The sequence below is a fragment of the Spirillospora sp. NPDC052242 genome (assembly GCF_040679555.1).
Taxonomy (GTDB): Bacteria; Actinomycetota; Actinomycetes; order Streptosporangiales; family Streptosporangiaceae; genus Spirillospora.
The window spans coordinates 275,714-296,461 of sequence record NZ_JBFAUZ010000002.1; the positions used below are offsets into that span (position 1 = coordinate 275,714).

The 20,748-nt window shown below is 74.4% G+C and carries 17 protein-coding genes and 2 pseudogenes; 11 read left to right on the top strand and 8 right to left on the bottom strand.

Translation table 11 applies throughout. From position 1 onward, the window contains the following. Window positions 1-17 precede the first annotated feature (17 nt). Window positions 18-878 carry an RDD family protein gene (locus AB0L25_RS03085; RefSeq protein WP_500168037.1) on the bottom strand — a complete coding sequence of 287 codons (861 nt, stop codon included), beginning with the start codon at window positions 876-878 and terminating at the stop codon, window positions 18-20. Window positions 879-987: 109 nt separating this feature from the next. Further along, on the bottom strand, window positions 988-2,079 hold the full coding sequence (gene hppD / locus AB0L25_RS03090; protein WP_500168038.1) for a 4-hydroxyphenylpyruvate dioxygenase: 1,092 nt from the start codon (window positions 2,077-2,079) through the stop codon (window positions 988-990). 137 nt (window positions 2,080-2,216) lie between these two features. On the opposite strand from hppD, the gene AB0L25_RS03095 reads away from it, so the two are divergent. Continuing rightward, window positions 2,217-2,732, top strand: coding sequence for an Lrp/AsnC family transcriptional regulator (locus tag AB0L25_RS03095; protein WP_500168040.1), 516 nt, complete (start codon window positions 2,217-2,219; stop codon window positions 2,730-2,732). A 95-nt stretch (window positions 2,733-2,827) separates the two neighbouring features. Here the strand turns inward: AB0L25_RS03095 and greA are convergent, their stop codons facing one another. After that, window positions 2,828-3,331: a transcription elongation factor GreA gene (gene greA, locus AB0L25_RS03100; protein WP_500168042.1), complete on the bottom strand. Its 504-nt coding sequence runs from the start codon at window positions 3,329-3,331 to the stop codon at window positions 2,828-2,830. Between the two features lie 308 nt (window positions 3,332-3,639). Continuing rightward, a complete protein-coding gene (locus tag AB0L25_RS03105) occupies window positions 3,640-4,053 on the bottom strand; it encodes a DUF4307 domain-containing protein (protein ID WP_500168044.1) in 414 nt (137 codons plus the stop codon). Between the two features lie 187 nt (window positions 4,054-4,240). On the opposite strand from AB0L25_RS03105, the gene mca reads away from it, so the two are divergent. From mca to AB0L25_RS03120, 3 genes are read left to right on the top strand one after another with little or no spacing between them, the layout of a single operon-like run. Continuing rightward, complete coding sequence (gene mca, locus AB0L25_RS03110; RefSeq protein WP_500168098.1) at window positions 4,241-5,095, top strand: mycothiol conjugate amidase Mca; 855 nt, start codon at window positions 4,241-4,243, stop codon at window positions 5,093-5,095. Continuing rightward, window positions 5,095-5,319: a hypothetical protein gene (locus AB0L25_RS03115; RefSeq protein ID WP_500168046.1), complete on the top strand. Its 225-nt coding sequence runs from the start codon at window positions 5,095-5,097 to the stop codon at window positions 5,317-5,319. The genes mca and AB0L25_RS03115 overlap by 1 nt, the downstream gene beginning before the upstream one ends. Before the next feature lie 42 nt (window positions 5,320-5,361). Continuing rightward, window positions 5,362-6,171, top strand: a complete 810-nt coding sequence (locus AB0L25_RS03120; RefSeq protein WP_500168048.1) for a hypothetical protein — start codon at window positions 5,362-5,364, stop codon at window positions 6,169-6,171. A gap of 26 nt (window positions 6,172-6,197) precedes the next feature. Here AB0L25_RS03120 and AB0L25_RS03125 read toward each other — a convergent pair whose 3' ends face one another. After that, window positions 6,198-6,674 (bottom strand): pyridoxamine 5'-phosphate oxidase family protein, encoded by a 477-nt coding sequence (locus tag AB0L25_RS03125; RefSeq protein ID WP_500168050.1) that lies wholly within the window; start codon window positions 6,672-6,674, stop codon window positions 6,198-6,200. A gap of 89 nt (window positions 6,675-6,763) precedes the next feature. Here AB0L25_RS03125 and AB0L25_RS03130 point away from each other — a divergent pair, with 89 nt between their 5' ends. From AB0L25_RS03130 to AB0L25_RS03145, 4 genes are all read left to right on the top strand, one after another. Then, the gene (locus tag AB0L25_RS03130; protein ID WP_500168052.1) at window positions 6,764-7,699 is read left to right on the top strand and encodes a ribonuclease Z; all 936 of its coding nucleotides are present in this window, start codon (window positions 6,764-6,766) and stop codon (window positions 7,697-7,699) included. A 37-nt stretch (window positions 7,700-7,736) separates the two neighbouring features. Further along, the gene (locus AB0L25_RS03135) at window positions 7,737-9,098 is read left to right on the top strand and encodes a dihydrolipoyl dehydrogenase family protein (protein ID WP_500168054.1); all 1,362 of its coding nucleotides are present in this window, start codon (window positions 7,737-7,739) and stop codon (window positions 9,096-9,098) included. Window positions 9,099-9,128: 30 nt separating this feature from the next. Further along, on the top strand, window positions 9,129-11,114 hold the full coding sequence (locus tag AB0L25_RS03140; RefSeq protein ID WP_500168056.1) for a thioredoxin domain-containing protein: 1,986 nt from the start codon (window positions 9,129-9,131) through the stop codon (window positions 11,112-11,114). Window positions 11,115-11,332: 218 nt separating this feature from the next. After that, a complete protein-coding gene (locus tag AB0L25_RS03145) occupies window positions 11,333-12,532 on the top strand; it encodes a C40 family peptidase (RefSeq protein WP_500168058.1) in 1,200 nt (399 codons plus the stop codon). A gap of 4 nt (window positions 12,533-12,536) precedes the next feature. On the opposite strand, the gene AB0L25_RS03150 is transcribed toward AB0L25_RS03145, so the two are convergent. Both AB0L25_RS03150 and AB0L25_RS03155 read right to left on the bottom strand, forming a co-directional pair. After that, window positions 12,537-13,175, bottom strand: coding sequence for an acyl-CoA-like ligand-binding transcription factor (locus tag AB0L25_RS03150; RefSeq protein WP_500168059.1), 639 nt, complete (start codon window positions 13,173-13,175; stop codon window positions 12,537-12,539). Then, window positions 13,156-14,697, bottom strand: coding sequence for an MFS transporter (locus tag AB0L25_RS03155; RefSeq protein ID WP_500168061.1), 1,542 nt, complete (start codon window positions 14,695-14,697; stop codon window positions 13,156-13,158). The genes AB0L25_RS03150 and AB0L25_RS03155 overlap by 20 nt, the downstream gene beginning before the upstream one ends. A 1,362-nt stretch (window positions 14,698-16,059) precedes the next feature. Between AB0L25_RS03155 and AB0L25_RS03160 the strand changes: the two are divergent. Continuing rightward, a pseudogene (locus AB0L25_RS03160) lies at window positions 16,060-16,407 on the top strand (histidine kinase); the annotation flags it as partial. A 425-nt stretch (window positions 16,408-16,832) separates the two neighbouring features. Here AB0L25_RS03160 and AB0L25_RS03165 read toward each other — a convergent pair. Further along, window positions 16,833-17,438: a response regulator transcription factor gene (locus AB0L25_RS03165; protein ID WP_500168100.1), complete on the bottom strand. Its 606-nt coding sequence runs from the start codon at window positions 17,436-17,438 to the stop codon at window positions 16,833-16,835. A 111-nt stretch (window positions 17,439-17,549) separates the two neighbouring features. Here AB0L25_RS03165 and AB0L25_RS03170 point away from each other — a divergent pair. Together AB0L25_RS03170 and AB0L25_RS03175 are read left to right on the top strand one after the other, a co-directional pair. After that, window positions 17,550-18,269 (top strand): annotated as a pseudogene (locus AB0L25_RS03170) (ABC transporter ATP-binding protein); the annotation flags it as partial. 11 nt (window positions 18,270-18,280) lie between these two features. Continuing rightward, window positions 18,281-20,698, top strand: coding sequence for an ABC transporter permease (locus tag AB0L25_RS03175; protein WP_500168103.1), 2,418 nt, complete (start codon window positions 18,281-18,283; stop codon window positions 20,696-20,698). The last annotated feature ends 50 nt before the right edge of the window (window positions 20,699-20,748 follow it).

Consider the following 20,748-nt stretch of genomic DNA (forward strand, 5'->3'; position numbering starts at 1 on the left):
TCCGGCAGGTCCCGGCGTCATGACTTCTTGTACGGGTCGGCCGTCCACGGCGTCACCTTCACGACGACCGTCCCGGCGACCTTGTCGTGGAGCGACTGGCGCTGCCGGTCCCACAGGATCCACGCGTTGTCCAGCGTGGCGAGGACGCTGACGAGGAACGCGACGGCGGGCACCGTGAAGTTCAGGACGACCGTGAGGATCGAGATGCCGTACACGAACGCCTGGCGTCCCGCGACCTGCCCCCAGCCCACCGCGGCATGGTCGGCGGCGTTCACCAGCCGGATCCCGCAGACCCGCTTGCCGAGCGTCTGGCCCCACTTCGCCTGCGTGATCGTGTAGTAGGCGAAGCCGATGACGAAGACGATCACGTACCCGGTGAGCAGCACCGGGATGTTGTAGACCTCCATCGGGTCCGTGATCGGCTCGCCGGACTCCACGATCTCGGTGAACCGGTCCCAGCGGATGGCCGCCAGCATGATCGGCACCATGAGGACGCCGAGGATGAGGCTGTCGAGGACGGCCGCGCCGAGCCGCGCCCAGCGCCCGGCCAGCATGTCCTCGGGCGCCCCGTAGCCGGGCGGCGGCCCGTATCCCGGCGGCCCGTAGGCGGGCTGCCCCTGCGGCGGGACGCCGTACGGCTGCTGACCCGGGTGCTGGACGGGCGGCCCGGGGGGCGCGAACCCCTGCTGTCCCGGGGCGGCGCCGTAGACGCCCTGGTAAGGCGGCGGACGGTCGTCGGCCGGGGCCTCCGCGCCCGCCGGGGCCTCGGGCGTGGGCGCCGCGGGGGCTTCGGGGTTCTTCGAGAGGTCGGGCCTGGGGGCGTCCGGGCCCGTACGGTCGTCGTCGCCGGGCCCGGGGTTCTGCGGCGGTTCGCTCATGGGCACACAGTGTGCCCGTTTCCGGGCGTCCGGGGCACCGCCGCGCGACCCGGCCGTCCGGCCCCGGACGCGACCGGACGCGGTCCGGCGCGCCCGGGGGCGGTGCCCGTCAGAGGTTGCCGCGGCGCTCCTGCTCGCGCTCGATCGCCTCGAACAGCGCCTTGAAGTTGCCCTTGCCGAACCCGAGCGAGCCGTGCCGCTCGATCAGCTCGAAGAACACCGTGGGGCGGTCCTGCACCGGCTTGGTGAAGATCTGCAGCAGGTAGCCGTCCTCGTCGCGGTCGACCAGGATGCGCCGCTTCTGCAGTTCCTCGACCGGGACGCGCACCTCGCCGATGCGCTCCCGCAGTTCGGCGTCCTCGTAGTAGGAGTCGGGGGTGTTGAGGAACTCGACGCCCGCCGCGCTCATCCGGTCGACGGCGGCGAGGATGTCGTTCGTGGCGAGCGCGATGTGCTGGACGCCCGGCCCGCCGTAGAACTCCAGGTACTCGTCGATCTGCGACTTCTTCTTGCTCTCGGCGGGCTCGTTCAGCGGGAACTTCACCTTGCGGGTGCCGTCCGCGACGACCTTCGACATCAGCGCCGAGTACTCGGTGGCGATGTCGTCGCCGATGAACTCCGCCATGTCGGTGAAGCCCATGACCCGGTGGTAGAACTCGGCCCACTCGTCCATGCGCTCGACGTTGCCGACGCAGTGGTCGATCGCCTGGAAGTACCGCTTCTCCGGCGGCTCGACGATCGGGTCGGCGGCGGCGAAGCCCGGCAGGTAGGGGCCGGTGTAGTTCGAGCGGTCGACCAGCGAGTGGCGGGTCTCGCCGTAGGTGCGGATCGCCGCGATCGTCACCTTGCCGTGCTCGTCCTCCAGGACGTGCGGCTCCTCGACCCCGGTCGCGCCCTTGGCGAGCGCGTGCCGGTAGGCCGCCTCCACGTCGGGGACCTCGATCGCCAGGTCGACCACGCCGTCGCCGTGCTCGGCGACGTGCCGGCCGATGTCGGTGCCGGCCTTCACCGGCCCCCGGAAGACGAACCGGGCGCCGCCCGACTCCAGCACGTGCACCGCCTCGTCCGGGCTGCCGTTCTCCGGGCCCCGGTAGGCCACGCGCCGCATCCCGAAGGCGGTCGAGTAGTAGTGCGCCGTCTGCTTGGCGTTGCCGACGGCGAAGACGACTGCGTCCATGCCCTTGACCGGAAACTCATCCATGCCACCCAATGTCCATAGACGCCTACAAGGTGCGCAAGAGAGCTGCGGATCACTGAACAATCTGTAGAGTGATGCGTCGGCGAGGCCGGACCATCTGTGCAATGTGACCACGACCACAGCGACCCCGGGAGGACGCCGTGCCGATCGACGACCTGGACGGCCGGATGATCGAACTGTTCGCCGCCGAGCCGCGGATCGGGGTGCTCGAGGCGTCCCGCCGGCTCGGGGTCGCGCGCGGGACCGTCCAGGCCCGGCTCGACCGGCTCGCCCGGGACGGCGTCATCGCCGGGTTCGGCCCCGAGATCGACGCGGCCGCGCTCGGGTACGGCGTCACGGCGTTCGTCACCCTCCAGCTCCGGCAGGGCGGCGGCCACGACCCGGTCGCCGCGCGGCTCGCCCAGGTGCCCGAGGTGATCGAGGCCCACACCATCACCGGGCCCGGCGACATGCTGTGCCGCGTCGTCGCGCGCAGCAACACCGACCTGCAGCGCGTCATCGACGCGATCGTGGACGTCGCGGGCGTCGAGCGCGCGTCGTCCGTCATCTCCCTCGTCACCCAGGTGCCGTACCGGACGCTGCCGCTGGTCCGCGCCGCGTCCGGCCGCCCGCAGCCGGGACCCGGGGGAGGGGCGCGGCCCCGGCCGTCCCGCTGACGCGGGCCGGGGCGGCCGGGGAACGCGAGCGGCCCGCCGCCCCGGAAGGGGACGACGGGCCGAACTGCGTTCTCCCGGCGGTGGGCCTCCGCCGCTCAGGCGGCGCCGTACGGGGTGGCGTCGAGGATCTCGACGGTCATGTTCCGGCCGTTCGGCAGCGTGTAGGTGGCCTTCTCGCCGACCTTCTTGCCGTTGATCGCGGAACCGAGCGGGGAGTTGGGGGAGTACACGTCTATGGGGGCGCCGACCTCCTCGCGCGACGCCAGCAGGAAGGTGACCTCCTCGTCGTCGCCCTCGAACGTGACCGTGACGGTCATGCCGGGGCCGACCAGGCCCTCGGTGCGCGGCGCCTCGCCGACGCGGGCGTTCTCCAGGATGCCCTGGAGCTGGAGGATCCGGCCCTCGATCTTGCCCTGCTCCTCCTTGGCCGCGTGGTAGCCGCCGTTCTCGCGCAGGTCCCCTTCCTCCCGCGCCGCCTCGATCTTCTGAGCGATCTCGATGCGGCCCGGGCCCGACAGGTGGTCCAGCTCCGCCTTGAGCCGGTCGTACGCCTCCTGGGTCAGCCAGGTGACGTCCTTGTCAGCGCGGGTCTCGGTCACGGGTACTCCTCATCACATGGTTCGATCCTCGCTCGCCCACCGGTGGGAGAGCGTCACATCGACATGAAGTGCGGCCGGGTGAAACCTCTAGCCTATCCGGTGTGTGCGGGTAAAGGTTCCCTGAACTCGTCGTCGGCAATCTGCCAATCACGGTTCGGCATCGGCCGCGGATTTCGCACGGGTGCGCCGGGCCGTTTCGCCGCCGCGAACCCCATGCCCCGGCCGGACGCGTCCATGCGCCGGCCGGTCACCGGTCATCAACGCCCGCCGGGCCCGTCACGTTCCACGGACGTCCGCCCGGCCTGCGCTCATCCGGTCGCCTTCGCGCACTCGTGAATGCGCGCGCCGGTCGCCTCCCGCGGCGTCCGCAGCGTCTCGGTCCCCGTCGCGCCGGACTTTCCGGCGGGCACGACGATCGTCTTCTCCGCGAGAATGTTGAAGTCGGTGTCGAACGCGTCGATCGTGCACCGCACCGGGTCGCCCTCCGGCTTCGCCACCGAATAGCTGATCTTCACGGTGTTCTCGGTGATGTCGTAGGCGACCGTCTGCGACGCGATCCCCGGGGTCGTCGAACCGGCGAACCCCGCGATGATCCCGAAGCCGCCGGCGGCGAGCACCACCAGGACGCCGATCACCACCAGGCCGATCCGTCCGCGGACGGTCTTCGCCCTGTCGACCGGTTCGCCGGCGGGCGCTGCGGCGTCGGACACGCTCGTGGTCATGGCGGGAATCTCCGTGCGGGGTGCGACGTTGTCAGGAACAATTCTCGTCTGTCGTGGCGCGTGCTCCGAACCGGGGCCGCTTTTCACGGCCCGCAGTGTTCGCTGAGAGGGAGATCCCCAGGTGTCCGAGGTCATCGACGGTACGACGCTCGACCGCCCGTCCGGCGGGAACGAGCCGCTGCGGCTGATGGCGGTGCACGCCCACCCCGACGACGAGTCCAGCAAGGGGGCGGCGACGATGGCGCGCTACGTCTCCGAGGGCGTCGAAGTGCTGGTGGTCACCTGCACCGGCGGCGAGCGCGGCGACATCCTGAACCCCGCGATGGACCGGCCGGAGATCAAGGCCGACATCGGCCGGGTCCGCAACGAGGAGATGGCGCGGGCCCGCGAGATCCTCGGCGTGCAGCAGCGCTGGCTCGGCTTCGTCGACTCCGGCTTCCCCGAGGGCGACCCGCCGCCGCCCCTCCCGGAGGGCTGCTTCGCGCTCGAACCGCTGGAGAAGGCCGCGGCGCCGCTCGTCCGGGCCGTCCGGGAGTTCCGGCCGCACGTGCTGCTCACCTACGACGAGAAGGGCGGCTACCCGCACCCCGACCACGTCAAGACCCACGAGATCTCGGCGGAGGCGTTCGACGCCGCGGGCGACCCCGACCGGTACCCGGACGAGGGCGAGCCGTGGCAGCCGCTCAAGCTCTACTACCACATGACGTTCAACAAGGAGCGGATCGTCGCCCTGCACACGGCGATGCTCGACGCCGGGCTCGAATCCCCCTACCACGACTGGACGGAGCGCTTCGACGAGCGCCCGCAGCCGTGGGACGTCACGACCCGCGTGCACTGCGCCGACCACTTCGAGACCCGCGACAAGGCGCTGCTCGCCCACGCCACCCAGATCGACCCGAACGGGTTCTGGTTCGTCGTCCCGCTGGACCTCCAGCGCGAGGCATGGCCCACCGAGGACTACCATTTGGCCAGGTCCCTGGTCGACACCGAGCTGCCGGAGGACGACCTGTTCGCCGGCATCCGGGAGAAGGTGTGTCTGTAGTGCTTCCAGTCCTCGCCGATGACTATCCCCTGAACGACACCACGGTCTCCCCGGGCGTGCTCGGGTTCGCGTTCTTCATCGCGTTCTTCGTCGCCCTGTTCTTCCTCATCCGGTCGATGAACAAGCGGCTGCGCAACATCAACGCGCCCCGCGAGGCCGACCTGAAGCAGGAGGCGTGGGAGCGCCGCCAGGCCGCCGCCGGGAGCGCGAAGCCCGCCGAGTAGCGGACGGGTTGGAGTGCGGCGCGTCCGGGGAGGACCCTCGACGTGCGCGCGAACTTCGAGGACTCCTACCGGGAGCTGGAGCCGGCGGCCGCCCGGCTGCTGCGGCTGCTCGCCCTGCAGCCCGCCGACGGCATCGGGCTCCCGGCCGCGGCCGTCCTGGCCGACCGGCCCGAGGACGAGACGCTCGCCCGGCTCCGGGCGCTCGCCGACCGCGGGCTCGCGGTCGACGCCGGCGGCGGCCGCTACACGCTGCCCGGCCCGGTCCGCGTCCGGGCCGCCGAGCACGCCGCGGCCGAGGACGACCCCGGCGAGCGCGAGGCCGCGCTCCGCCGCGTCCTCGACCACTACCTGACGTCCGCGCCCGACACCGGCCTCGAGGAGCACGGCCTCGCGCTGCTCGAACGCGAGCGCCGCGCCGAGGCCGTCGAGACCCTCGAGGAGGCCCTGCGGGAGGCCGAACGCGGCGCCGACCACGGGGCCGTCCTGCTGGCCCGCCTCAACCTCGGCCGCGCGCTGACCGCCGACGGCGCCGTCGACCGCGCCATCGACCTCCTCGGCCCCCTCCCCGAGGAGTTCGCGGCCCTGCCGGAACCCGACGAGTACCACCGCGCCCGCGCCCTGCTCACCCTCGGCGAGGCGTACCTGCAAGCCGACCGTCCGGTGGCGGCCGTGAACTTCTTCGGCCAGGCCCTCGACGCCCTCCGGATCCTGGACGCCCCCGACCTGGAGGCGGACGCCTACGCGCACCTGGCCGAGGCGGCCCGCCAGCGAGGCGACGAGACCGCCGCGACCGCCGCCCGCGAAGCCGCAGAGCACGTGACCGAGGAGGGACGTCCCCCGCGCGGAGCGTGACCTCGGGCGTGCGAGCGATCGTCCGGTCAGGCCTTGCGGTGGTCCCAGCTGACGGTTTCCTCCGGGTCCATCACGATGAGGACGCGCTTGGACATCGCCTGCTCGATGCCCGCCTCGATCGCGGGGTCGATGGGCTCGCCGATGGCTGGGACGGGCAGGCCCGCCATGCGGGAGCCGACGACGCGGCCGACCTTGAGCAGTTCCTCGCGGTCCTCGATGACGAGGCCGCGGCCGTTCAGCTGGACGCCGCGCAGCTCGTTGTACTCGACGCCGTCCTCGACGAGGCACGTCATGGTCGGGTTGCGGCGCAGGTTCACGACCTTCTGCGACGACTTGTACGTCGTGAAGGCGATCTTGCCGTCGAGGAGTGCGTAGAACATCGTGACCAGGTGCGGTGCGCCGTCCTTGTTGAGCGTGGCGACCTGCACCTTGAAGTTGTCGGCGAGGTACGACGCGACCTCGTCGGGCGTCATCTTGATCCTGTCGCGCTTGCCACCGGCCATGTGACGGCTCCCTCTGTAGACGGGCGCTGGAGACGGGCGGCCAGGATAACCGGGTGCTTATCGGCGGGGCGGGGCGGCACCATGGGCAGATGTCCGCACGCGATCTGACCGTGCTGGGGTCCGCCAGCGCGGTGCCGACGAAGGCCCGCAACCACAACGGCTACCTGCTGCGCTGGGACGGGCACGGCCTGCTGTTCGACCCCGGGGAGGGCACGCAGCGGCAGATGACGCGCGCGGGCCTGTCGGCGCACGACGTCACGTGGATCTGCGTGACGCACTTCCACGGGGACCACTGCCTCGGGGTGCCCGGCGTGGTGCAGCGGATCGCGCGGGACGGCGTCGAGCACCCGGTGCGCGCGGCGTTCCCCGCGAGCGGCGCGCGGTACTGGGAGCGGCTGCGGCACGCGTCGGTGTTCCGGGACACCGACGTCGTCCGGGAACGCCCGGTGTCGGGCGATCGCATGACGCTCGACGTGGGGGACGCGCCGTTCACGCTCGTCGCGCGGCGGCTGTCGCACCCGGTCGAGGCGTACGGCTACCGGCTGGCGGAGCCCGACGGGGTGACGATGCTCCCGGAGCGCCTGGCCGCGCGGGGCGTCCGGGGCCCGGACGTGCGGCGGCTGCAGGAGGACGGGCGTGTGACCGGGGCGGACGGGTCCACGGTGACGCTCGAGGAGTGCAGCGTCCGGCGCCGCGGGCAGAAGGTCGCGTTCGTGATGGACACCCGGTTGTGCGACGGGGTCGGGGAGCTGGCCGACGGGGTGGACATGCTCGTGATCGAGTCGACGTTCCTCGACGAGGACGCGGGGCTCGCGGCCGAGTACGGGCACCTGACGGCGGCGCAGGCCGGGAAGGTCGCGGCGGACGCGGGGGTGCGCCTGCTGGTGCTCACGCACTTCTCCGAGCGGTACCGGGCCGACGAGGAGCACCGGTTCCGGGACGAGGCGGCGGCCGTGTTCGACGGGGAGATCGCGCTGGTTCACGATCTGGACCGGATCGCGATGCCGCCGCGTCGCGGGACCTGACGGGTGACACGCCCGGATCCGGGGCAGGATGGCGATCATGACCGAGGAAGTGGACGTCGTCGTCATCGGGCTCGGGCCGGGCGGCGAGGACGCGGCGGGGCGGCTCGCCGAGGCGGGGCTGTCGGTGGTCGCGGTGGAGTCGCGGCTGGTCGGCGGCGAATGCCCGTACTACGCGTGCATCCCCACGAAGATGATGGTGCGGGCCGCGGGGCTGGTGGCGGACGGCGAGCGGATCCCGGGGATGGCGGGGGACGCGGCCGTCCGGCCGGACTGGACGCCCGTCGCGGCCAGGATCCGGGACGAGGCGACGGACTCGTGGGACGACACGGTCGCGGCCGACCGGCTCACCGGGAAGGGCGTCGAGCTGGTGCGGGGGCGCGGGCGGATCACCGCGCCCCGGGAGGTGACGGTCGACGGGCGGACGTTCCGGGCGCGGCGCGGCATCCTGCTCAACACGGGCACGTCGCCCGCGTCGCCGCCGATCGAAGGGCTCGACGGCACCCCGTACTGGACGAACCGGGAGGCCGTGCAGGCCACGGAGGCCCCCGCGTCGATGATCGTCCTCGGCGGCGGGGTCGTCGGGGTGGAGCTGGCGCAGGCGTTCTCCCGGTTCGGCACGCGGGTGACGGTGGTGCAGGCCGACGACCGGCTGCTGCCCCGCGAGGAGCCCGAGTCGAGCGAGCTCGTCCGGCGGGTGTTCGAGCGGGAGGGCATCGGCGTCCGCACCGAGCTGCGGACCGACCGCGTCGCCTACGACGGGCACGAGTTCACCGTGCACGCGGACGGCGGCTCCATCGCCGCCGACCGGCTGCTCGTGGCGACCGGGCGGCGCCCGAACCTGCGGGGCCTCGGCCTGGAGCACGTCGGGCTGGACGAGGACGCGCGCGCGGTGCAGGTGGACGGCAACATGCGGGCGGCCGACGGGGTGTGGGCGATCGGCGACATCACCGGCAAGGGCCAGTTCACGCACGTGTCGATGTACCAGGCGGCGATCGCGGTGCGCGACATCCTCGGCGAGGAGGGCTCCCCGGCGTCGTACCGGGCGGTGCCGCGGGTCACGTTCACCGACCCGGAGATCGGCGCGGTGGGGCTGACGGAGGCGCAGGCGCGGGACCAGAACCTGCCGGTCCGCACGGGGACGGTCAAGTTGTCGGACTCGTCGCGGGGGTTCATCCACAAGTCGGGCAACGACGGCTTCATCAAGCTGGTCGAGAGCACCGAGTGGGGCGTGCTCGTGGGCGCCACCGCCGCGGGCCCGGCCGGCGGGGAGATCCTCGGGGCCCTCGCCGTCGCCGTCCACACGGAGGCGAAGGTCGCCGCCCTGCGGGAGATGATCTACGCCTATCCGACCTTCCACCGCGCCATCGAGTCCGCCGTGGCGGGCCTCGGCGAGGGGTGAGGGAATGCCCGGATCGGGCAGGATCGAGGCATGAACCGGCTCAAGGACGCGACCAGCCCGTACCTGCTGCAGCACGCCGACAATCCGGTGGACTGGTGGGAGTGGTCCGACGGTGCCTTCACCGAGGCCAGAGAGCGCGACGTGCCGATTCTCCTTTCCGTCGGATACGCCGCCTGCCACTGGTGCCACGTGATGGCGCACCAGTCGTTCGAGGACGCCGAGACGGCGCGGCTGATGAACGAGCTGTTCGTCAACGTGAAGGTGGACCGCGAGGAACGGCCCGACGTCGACGCCGTCTACATGGAGGCCACGCAGGCCATGACCGGCCAGGGCGGCTGGCCGATGACGGTGTTCATGACCCCGGACGGGCACCCGTTCTACTGCGGCACCTACTTCCCCCGCCCGCAGTTCCGGTCGCTGCTGCAGGCCGTCCACAAGGCGTGGACGGAGCAGCGCGACGAGGTCGCGGGGCAGGGCCAGAAGGTCGTGGAGGCGCTGACGTCCCGCGGTACCGGGCTCGGCGGCGGCGAGGCCCCGGACGGCGAGCGGCTGGCGCACGCCGTGCAGGTGCTCGCGTCGTCCTACGACGCGGCGCGCGGCGGGTTCGGCGGGGCGCCGAAGTTCCCGCCGTCCATGGCGCTGGAGTTCCTGCTGCGCCACCACGCCCGGACGGGCGACGCGCAGGCCCTCGCGATGGCCGGGCACACCCTCGAGGCGATGGCCCGCGGCGGCATGTACGACCAGCTCGGCGGCGGGTTCGCGCGGTACTCGGTGGACGCGGCGTGGGTCGTCCCGCACTTCGAGAAGATGCTGTACGACAACGCCCTCCTGGCCCGGGTGTACGCGCACTGGTGGCGGCTGACGGGGTCGGCGTTCGCGCGGCGGATCGCGCTGGAGACGTGCGACTGGATGCTGCGCGACCTGCGGACCCCCGAGGGCGGCCTCGCGTCCGCGCTGGACGCCGACAGCGAGGGCGTCGAGGGCAAGTACTACGTGTGGACGCCCGCGCAGCTCCGGGAGGTCCTCGGGGACGACGACGGCGCGTACGCCGAGGGCCTGTTCGAGGTCACGGGCACGTTCGAGCACGGCACGTCCGTCCTGCAGCTGCTCGCCGACCCCGACGACCCCGAGCGGTACGGGCGCGTCCGCACGGCGCTGCTGGAGGCGCGCTCGCAGCGGATCCCCCCGGCGCGCGACGACAAGGTCGTCGCGGCGTGGAACGGCCTCGCGGTCGCGGCGCTCGCCGAGTGCGGGGCGATGTTCGACCGGCCGGATCTGGTCAGGTCCGCCGAGGAGATCGTCGCCCTCCTCGTCGAGGTGCACGAGCGCGACGGGCGCCTCGCGCGGACGTCCCGCGACGGTGCGGCGGGCGCGAACGCGGGCGTCCTGGAGGACTACGCCGACGTCGCCGAGGGCCTTCTCGCGCTGCACGCCGTCACCGGCGACGCGGGCCACATGCGGCTGGCGGGGGAGCTGCTGAACACCGTGCTGGAGCGGTTCGCCGACGGGGAAGGCGGCTTCTACGACACCGCGGACGACGCGGAGCGGCTGTTCCGGCGGCCGCAGGACCCGACGGACAACGCGACGCCGTCCGGGCAGTTCGCGGCGGCGGGCGCGCTGCTGTCGTTCGCCGCGCTGACCGGCTCGGACTGGCACCGGCAGGCGGCGGAGCAGGCGCTGGCCCCGGCGGCGGCGCTCGCCGCGCAGCACGCCCGCTTCGCGGGCTGGGGGCTGGCGGTGGCCGAGGCCCTCGCGACCGGACCGGTGGAGATCGCGGTGGTCGGCGACCGGGACGACGCGCGCACTCGCGCCCTGCACCGCACCGCGCTGCTGACGGTCGCGCCGGGCGCGGTCGTCAGCGTGGGCGAACCGGGTCGGGACGGGGTGCCGCTCCTGGAGGGCCGCCTCCCGGTCGACGGCGCACCGGCCGCGTACGTGTGCCGCGGGTTCGTCTGCCGCCTGCCCGTGACGTCCACGGACGACCTGAGGCGCGAACTTCGCGGGCAATTGAAGTAACCGTCCACTTTGTGGGAACGTGGCGTTGATCTCCCGCTGCCTTGGTGTTACCTATTGGTAGCAATATCGGGGTCGTACCCGATGGGGAACGACGGACGAGGGTGTCCGGCGCGGGGCCGGGTATCTGGACGGCGGACGCCGTGCGGGCGTCCGCCCCGTGGGGGCACGGCCCCAGTTCAGATCCGAGCCCCGGAGTCCGACCGACGAGGAGCGTGCCAGTGCGAAAGCCGAACCGCCGGGTGCTACCGACGATCATCGGCGTTTCGGTCGCGACGACGCTGGGCGCGAACGTCACGGTGCTGCTGGTGCGGGGCGGGCCCGCCGCCGAGCCGGCGCCCGCGTCGCCCGCCCGCGCGAACTACGTCGCCGCCGCGGGCAGCTTCGACGACGTGTCCCCGGAGGCGGTCGCGCCACTCGGCAAGCGGCTCGAGCCGCACGTGCTGGTCGCGGCGCCGTCCACGCTGTCGCCGACGCTGGTGCAGAAGGTGCGCGCCGCCAAGGGCGTGCGGGGCGTCGAGGTCGTCGACGCCGTGCAGGGCGTGGTGGCGGGCGAACGCGTCGGGGTCCTCGGCGTGAACCCGTCCACGTTCCGCAACTACACGCCCGAGCCGACGGCGAAGTCGGACGCGCTGTGGCGCAACATCGCGGGCGGCGACGTCGCGATCTCGTTCACGATGGGCAACGACGGCGGCGTGAAGCTCGGCAGCCGGGTGCCGGTCGGCGGCGCGAAGGCGCAGCAGACGATGCGGGTCGGCGCGTACGCGACGATGGGCATCCCCGACGTCGACGCGGTCATCACGCACGAGGCCGCGGAGCGGCTCGGCGTGCCGACCGGCAACGCGATGCTGATCAGCGTCCCGAAGGCCGACCCGAAGGCGTTCATCAAGAAGCTGAAGAAGGGGCTGCCGAAGGGCGCCAAGGCCGTCCCGGTCACGCCCGAGCTGGAGACGCCGTCCGCCGGGTCGGTGCCGGAGTCCAACGGCCAGGTGATGACGGCCGGGCAGGTGCGGACGGTCATCGAGGCGGCCGCGAGCCGGCGCGGCTGGCCGTACGTGTGGGGCGGCGAGTCCGAGGCCGAGGGCGGCTACGACTGCTCCGGGCTCATGCAGTACGCGTTCGCCCGCGCGGGCATCACGCTGCCGCGCGTCGCCGCAGACCAGGCCCGCGCCGGCTGGGTCATCCCCTACGAGAAGGCCGAGCCGGGCGACATGCTCATCTGGGCGAACGACCCGACCGCCCCGGGCTACATCTCGCACATCGCGCTGTACATCGGCGAGGGCAAGATGATCGCCGCGCCCCGGCGGGGCACGGTCGTCCAGGTGCAGAACGTCTACACGAACAACATGAAGGGCGCCGTGCGGGTGAACCCGCAGCGCGCCAAGCAGGTCGCGGACCAGATCGCCGCCAGCATCGGCTGACGGGTCACAGCGGGCAGCCGCGGCCGAGGAACTCCAGGTTCCGGTCGATGACGGCCGCGAGGCCGGCGGACCCGCCGGAGCCGTCGAGCCACTGGTAGACGGCGGCGTGCAGCACGCCCGTCACCGCCCAGGCGAACGTCCCGACGTCCGCGTCGTCCGCCGGACGGCCGGTGCGATCGGCGACGACGTCCCGCAGCATGGCGCAGGTGCCGGTGCTCATCGATTCGAACATGCGGGCCCGCAGCGCGGGGACGTCGGTGATGAGCCGCAGCCGGGCGTGCAGCTTCTCCAGGTCGGGTCCGTGCAGTTCGGGGAGGAGTTCGGCGAGCATGGTGCGCAGCGCGTCGATGGGGGACAGCTCCGCCGGCTGGGCGCGGTACGCCTCCGCCATGACCGGGTCGTACTCGTCGTCGATCACGACGTCTTCCTTGGTGGGGAAGTAGCGGAAGAACGTGCTCGGCGAGATCTCGGCCGCCGCCGCGATCTGCTCGACGGTCGTCGCGTCGTAGCCCTGCTCGGTGAAGAGCCGGAGGGCGTGGTCCTGGATCGCCCTCCGGGTCTTCAGCTTTTTGCGCTCCCGCAGCGGCAGCCGGTCGATCCGGTCGTTCAGTCGGTCGGCGTGCTCAGGAGGCGGCGTGCTCATGGGTCGATTCTGCGGCATCGCCGCCGGCGGCCGCACCCGCACCGGCCGTCCCGCCCGGCAGGAACCGCCACAGCAGGACGGCCGTGACGAGCGCGCCCGCCGCGCACGCGAGCAGCACGGCGTCCATGCCCGCGACGTACGCCTCCCGGGCGGACGCGAGCAGGCCGGGGTCGCCGAGCCGGCCGGCGGCGTCTACCGCGCCGCCGATCGAGTCGCGGGCGGCGTCGGCGGCCTCGGGCGGCAGGCCGCCGACCTCGACGTCGCCGCGGTAGACGGCCGACGACAGGCTGCCGAGCCCGGCGACGCCGAGCGTCGCGCCGGTCTGCCGGAGCGTCTGCACCAGCCCGGACCCGCGCCCGGCCTGGTGGGCGGGGAGGGAGGACAGGAGGGCGTCCATGGCGGGGATCAGCGCCAGGCCGAGGCCGGCGCCGACGACCGCCAGCCAGGGCCAGACCGTCGCGTACCCGGCGCCGGCGTCGCCGAGGGCGCCCCAGCCGAGCCCGGCCGCGAGCACGGCCGTCCCGGCCACGATGACGGGCTTGTGCCCGGTGCGCGGCGCGATCCGGTCGGTGGCGAGCCCGCCCGCGATGAGGCCGAGCAGCAGCGGGACGAGCCGCAGCCCGGTGCCGAAGGCGTCGTTGCCCTGCACCGCCTGCAGGAACTGGGGCACGACGAACAGGGCGCCGCCCATCACCATGTTCGCCGCGACGGCCGCGACGAGGGCCCACCCGAACCGGGCGTCCCGCAGGAGCCGCAGGTCGATCATCGGCTCGCGCGCCCGGCGCTCCCAGCGGACGAACCCGGTGAGGAGGACGGCCGCGAGGGCGAGCGAGCCGAGCACGAGCGGGTCGCCCCAGCCGTGCACCGGGGCCTCGATCACCCCGAACACCAGGGCGACGAGGCCGCCCATCGACAGCAGCGCGCCCGGGACGTCCACGCGCGGGGCGGCCGGGTCGCGGGTGTCGGGGAGCAGCAGGGCGATGGCGACGCCGCCGACGGCGACCACCGGCACGTTGATCAGGAAGATCGAGCCCCACCAGAAGTTCTCCAGCAGCCAGCCGCCGAGCAGCGGCCCGAGCGGCAGCCCGAGCGCGGTCGACGCCGACCAGATCGCGACCGCGCGGGTGCGCTCGTCCGGCGGGAAGATCGCCGGGATCACCGACATCGACAGCGGCGTCACGATCGCCGCGCCGAGGCCCATGAACGCGCGCGCGGCGATCACTCCGGCCGTCCCGTCCGCGAACGCGCCGGCGAGCGAGGCGGCGCCGAAGATCGCGAGGCCGGCGAGCAGCAGCCGCTTGCGGCCGAACCGGTCGCCGAGCAGCCCGGCCGGGAGCAGCAGCGCGGCGAAGACGAGCAGGTACGCGTCGACGATCCACTGCAGCGAGCGGGTGCCCGCGTCCAGGTCGGCCGAGAGGGTCGTCAGGGCGACGTTGAGGATCGTCATGTCGAAGCCGAGCGCGAGCATGCTCAGCGCCAGCGCCCCCAGCCCGACCCAGCGGCGGCCGAATCCCACTTCCATGACGGTGCCTTCCAGTTGATTGTCTGTCGAATATGAGAGTAACTGTCAAAAAGTGGTGACTGTCAACTAGTGGGCGTGGGAGACTGCTCCCGAAGGGCGTAGCGGGAGGAACCGGTGTCCGAGAGCGGGCGCGCACGGCTCATCGCCGGCGCCGTCATGGCCGCCTTCGCCGGCGTCCACGTCCTCGCGGCGCCGTCGCGGGCGGACGGGCCGGCCGCGGCGGCGATCGCGGCCGTCCTGGTCCTCGGCGTGCTCGCCGCCGCGCTCGCCCGCCTCGCGCCCCGCGCCGCCCGGTGGCGCGGTCCGCGGACGGCCGCCGCCCAGGCGGCGCTCGCGTACGGGGCGGTCGCGTGCGGCACGTCCGTCGGCCTCCTCGGCTTCACGACCGGATCCCTGCTGCTGTCGCGCGGCCGCGCCCTCGCCGTCCCGGTCGTGGCGAGCGGCGCGGCGATCGAGGCCGCCCGGGACGGGGCGCCCGCCGACGCGGCGATCACCGTCGGGCTGATGGGCCTCGTCGTCTACGGGCTCGTCCGGCTGGCGGAACGCGTGGACGACACGGCGGCGGCGCGGCTGCCGCTGACGATCGCGGCGATCGAGCGGGAGCGGCTGCGGATCGCGGCGGAACTGAACCGGGGGCTCGGGGAGGGGCTGGCGGCCGTCACCGAGGGCAGCCGCCGGGCGCTCGACCGGCCCGCGGAGATCGACGCCGTCCTCCCGGTCGCCCGGCGGGCGCTCAACGACGCGCGCGCGGCGGCGGCCGACTTCCGGAGCATGTCCCTCGCCCCCGAGGTGTCGGCGGCGCGCGCGCTGCTCGAGGCGGCGGACGTCCGGACGGACGTGCGGAGCCGCCACCGCGAACCCCTCGGGCCCGCCGGGGCGCTGCTGGCGCTCGTCCTGCGCGAGGCGGTCACGGACGTCGTCCGCGAGGGCCGCGCGGAGCACTGCGTCATCGAGACCTCGGAGGACGGCGGCCTGGTGCGGCTGCGCGTGACGAACGACGGCGTCCGGACGGCGGCGCAGGGCGCGAAGGCGCTCGCGCCCGCCGCGGAACGCGTCCGGTCGGCGGGCGGCGCGTTCGCCACCGGGCTCGGCGCGGACGGCCGGTTCACGGTCGACGCGGCCGTCCCGGCGGGCGAACGTCCGGTGGCCCTGCCGGACCGGGCCGCCTACCGGATGTCGGTGACGCTGCTCGCGACGGTGCTCGCCGCCTTCCTCGCCAAGCTCCTCCTGCAGATCTCCGGGGACGCCGCCGCGTGGCCCGGACCGGCGGCGACGTTCGGGCTGGGCGTGACGGGCCTGCTCGCGGGCGCCCTGCTGGTCGCGCTGCCGCTGCGGACCGCCGTCCTCCCGGTGGCGGCGACGATGGCGGCCGCCGGGATCGCCGCGCACCTCCTCGGCCACGGCGCCGCCGCCGTCGTCAACTACACGGTCAGCACGCTCGTGTCCGGCCTGGTGGTGTACGGGCTGGTCAAGCTGGCGCGGTCGGTGCGCGACCTGCGGGCGGCGGGGGAGGAGCTCGCCCGCGCCGCGACCGTCCAGGAACGGCTGCGCGCGGCCCGCGACCTGCACGACCTGCTCGGCCACACCCTCGCCGCGATCCTGCTGAAGTGCGAGCTGGTCCGGCGGCTGGCCGCCGCCGACCCCGGGCGGGCGCGGGCCGAACTGGCCGAGGTCGTCGAGATGGCCGGACGGGCGCGGACCGACCTGCGCGCGGCCGTCGGCGGCGGCGCCGACCTGTCCCTGGACGGCGAGGTGCGGTCGGCCCGCTCGGTCCTGGCGGCCGCGGGCGTGGACGTCGAGACCGACCTGCGGCACCCGGAGCTGGACGCGGCGGCGTCGGCCGTGCTCGGCACGGTCCTGCGGGAGGCGGTGACGAACGTGCTGCGCCACAGCACCGCCGCGCACTGCACCATCGCGACGGCGGCGGACGGCGCCGCGGTGCGGCTCACCGTGGAGAACGACGGCCTCGACCCGCGCGCGCCCCGCACGCCGCCCGGCTCCGGCCTGGGCAACCTCACCACCCGCCTGGCCGCACACCAGGGCACGCTCAGCGCGCGCCGACGGCCAAGGCCACTTCCGCCTGGACGCCACCCTCACCCACCCCACCTAACGCCCGCCCGCCACCCGCACGCCGGTCAGAGCCAGCCGGCCTCGCGCGCTATGCGGGCGGCGTCCGTGCGGTTGCGGGCGTTGAGCTTCGCGACGACGGCCGTCAGGTGGTTCCGGACCGTCCCGGCCGACAGGTGCAGCCGCGCGGCGATCTCCGGCGCCTCCGCGCCCTCGGCCGCGAGCCGCAGGACGTCGGTCTCGCGCGGGGTGAGCGGGTTGTCGGCGAGGTCCCACGCGGTGAGCGCGAGCCGCGGGTCGAGGACCCGCTCCCCGGCCGCGACCTTGCGGATGCCGTCCGCGAGTTCCTCCGGCGGCGCCGTCTTCAACAGGAAGCCCCGCACGTGCGCGGTCAGCGCGCGGCGCAGGTGGCCCGGCCCGCCGTGCCCGGTCAGGACGAGCGTCGCGATCGCGGGCGCCGCCTCGTGCAGGGCCGCCGCGGCCGCCAGCCCGTCCATGCCCGGCATCCCGATGTCGAGGACGGCGACGTCCGGCTCGGCCCGCGCCGCCGCCGGGAGCACCTCGTCGCCGCGCTCGACCTCGGCGACCACGGTCAGGTCGGGCTCCAGGTTCAGCAGGGCGGCGAGGGCGCTGCGGACGACGTGGTGGTCGTCCGCCAGAAGCACCTTGATCACGCTTTAGGTGTATCAGGTCGCCGATGTCACGGCTTCTCCCATGACGAGATCACGGGTGCCCGGTGAGCACGTCTCTGGTCCGCGAACGCCCAGGTCAGAAGACTCGAGGGTATGGAGACAGCGGTACGGATGGACACGGTCAGCAAGGTCTACGGCCGGGGCGGCGGCGCGGTCGCGGCGCTCCGCGAGGTGACGGCGGAGCTGCCGCGCGGCCGGTTCACGGCGATCATGGGGCCGTCCGGGTCCGGAAAGAGCACGTTCCTGCACTGCGCGGCGGGCCTGGACACCCCGACGTCCGGGAGCGTCCGGCTCGGCGGCACGGAGCTGTCGTCGATGAGCGAGACGAAGCTGACCGAGCTGCGCCGCGGGCGCGTCGGGTTCGTGTTCCAGGCGTTCAACCTGGTGCCGTCGCTGACCGTCGAGCAGAACGTGACCCTCCCGCTGCGGCTCGCCGGGACCCGGCCGGACCGGGCGTGGCTGCGGGACGTCCTCGACCGCGTCGGGCTCGCCGACCGGTCCCGGCACCGGCCCGCGGAGCTGTCGGGCGGCCAGCAGCAGCGGGTCGCGATCGCCCGCGCCCTCGTCACCCGGCCGGAGGTGCTGTTCGGGGACGAGCCCACGGGCGCGCTCGACACGATGACGGCCCGCGACGTCCTCACCCTGCTGCGGGAGGCCGTGGACGGCCTGGGCCGGACGGTCGTGATCGTGACGCACGACCCGGTCGCCGCGTCCTACGCCGACACGGTGGTGTTCCTGGCGGACGGCCGGATCGTCGACCGGCTCGACGACCCGTCCAGCGACCGCGTCGCGGCCCGCATGACACGGCTGGGGGCGTGGACCTGATGCTCCGGATCGCGCTCGCCACGCTGCGGCACCGCCGGGCCGGGTTCGCCGGGGCCTTCGCCGCGCTGCTGTGCGCCGCCGCGCTCGTCTGCGCCTGCGGCGTCCTGCTCGACACCGGCCTGCGCGGGTCGGTGGAGCCCGAACGGTACGCGGGGGCGCCGGTCATCGTGTCCGGCGACCAGTTCGTCCACCGGACGAAGGAGAAGAAGGGGAAGGAGAAGCGCAAGTCGAAGGCGATCGCGGAGCGCGCCTGGCCGCCCGCGGCGGTCGCGGAGAAGGTCGCGGCCGCGCCCGGGGTGCGGCGCGCCGTCGCCGAGGTCGTGTTCCCCGCCGAGATCGGCGACCCGGACGGCGCGTCGTGGGGGCACGGCTGGGAGTCGGCCGCGCTGACCCCGTTCACGCTGCGGGACGGGCGGGCGCCCGCGGCCCCCGGGGAGATCGTCGTCGACGCCGGGACCGCCCGGACGAACGGCCTGCGCGTCGGCTCGGACGTGCGCGTGACGTCCACGGCGGACGGCACGTACCGCGTCGTCGGCGTGACCGCGGAGGCGCTCGACCACCAGGCCGCGCTGTTCTTCTCGACGGAGCAGGCCCGCCGCCTCGCCGGCCGGGACGGCCGGGTCGCGGCGATCGGCGCGTGGGGTCCCGAGCGGGCGGTGCGGGACGCGGTGCGCGGCACGTCCGCGACCGTCCACACCGGGACGGACCGGGGCAGGGTGGAGTTCCTCGGCGCGGAGGAGGCGCGGATCGACCTGATCAGCATGGGCGGCGCGCTCGGCGGCACGTCGCTGCTCGTCGCGGTCCTGGTCGTGTCCGGGACGTTCGCGCTGTCGGTGCGGCAGCGGGAGCGGGAGATCGCGCTGCTGCGCGCGGTCGCGGCCACGCCCCGGCAGGTCCGCCGGATGATCGGCCGTGAGGCGCTGCTCGTCGGGCTCGCCGCGGCGCCGCTCGGCGCGGCCTGCGGGGTGCCGCTCGCCTTCTGGCTGCGGGACCGGTTCCGCGGGCTCGGCGCCCTCCCGCCGAACCTCGACCTGGTCGTCGGCCCGTTCCCGCCGCTCGCCGCCGTGCTCGCCACCGTGGCCGCGGCCGTCGCCGCCGCCCGCTTGGCCGGGCGCCGCACCGCCCGGATCCGTCCGGTCGAGGCCCTCGGGGACGCGGCGCTGCGCCCGGCCCGCCTCGGCGCCCCGCGCGTCGCGGCCGGGCTCGCCGCGACGGCCGGCGGCGCCGTGCTGACGATCGTGCTCGCGAACCTGGACACCGAGGCCGCGTCGAGTCCCGTCACGTTCCTCGCCGCGCTCGTCTGGACGGTCGCGGTCGCGCTGCTCGGGCCCGCGCTGGTCCGCGCCGCCGTCGCCGTCCTCGCCGTCCCGCTGCGGGCCTTCCCCGTCGGCGGGCACCTCGCCGCGGCGAACCTCGCGATGGACGCGCGGCGGCTCGCGTCCGTCGTCACCCCGCTCACCCTCATGATCGGGCTGACCGCCACGATCCTGTTCGCCCAGACGACCCTCGGGCACGCGGCGACGCGGCAGGCGGAGCAGGGGACGATCGCGGACCACGTGGTCGGCCCGCGCGTGCCGCACGCGGCGGCCGAGGAGCTGCGCGCGGCGCCCGGCGTCACCGCCGTCACCGAGGTCGTGCGCGGCACGGTGCGCGTGGGCCTGGAGAACTACGCCGTCCAGGGGGTGACGCCGGACGGCCTGCGGCACACCCTCGATTTGGACGTCCGCGCGGGGTCGCTCGCCGACCTGGGGCCGTCGACGGTCGCGGTGAGCGCCACGGCCGCCGGGCGGCTCGGCGTGCGGCCGGGGGACCGGCTGCCGCTGACGCTCGGCGACGGCACGCCGATCGAGCCGACGGTCGTCGCGGTCTACGGGCGCGGCCTCGGGTTCGGCGACCTCACCCTCGCCCACGAGGTCGTCGCCGCGCACGTCGACGACCCGCGCGGCACCCTGCTCGTCGCGGGGACGCTCCCGGACGGCGTCCCGGCCGCCGGCGCGGCGGCCCTCGCCGAGGCGCGGGCCACGGCGAACGCCCAGGTCAACTATGTCGCCATGGCGCTGATCATCGCGTTCACCGCGATCGCGGTGGTGAACACCCTCGCGATGGCGACCGCGGACCGGGCCCGCGAGCTGGCCGCGCTGCGCCTCGCCGGGGCGACCCGCCGCCAGCTCCTGCGGATGCTCGGCTGGGAGACCGGCGCGGTCGTGCTCGTCGCGGGCGTCCTCGGCACCGCGATCGCCCTCGCCGTCCTCGGCGCGTTCGCACGCGGCATGACCGGCGGGGCCCCGCACGTCCCACCGGGCGCCCACCTGGCCGTCCTGGCGCTGGGCGGCGCCCTGGCCCTGGCCGCCACCGCCCTGCCCGCCCGGCTCGCGATGGCCGTCCGCCCGGCCGCCGCCGTCGGCGTCCGGGAATGATCAAGACGGGTCCTCTGGCGGCCTCCCCGGGCTGGGCTGTAATTTTGATT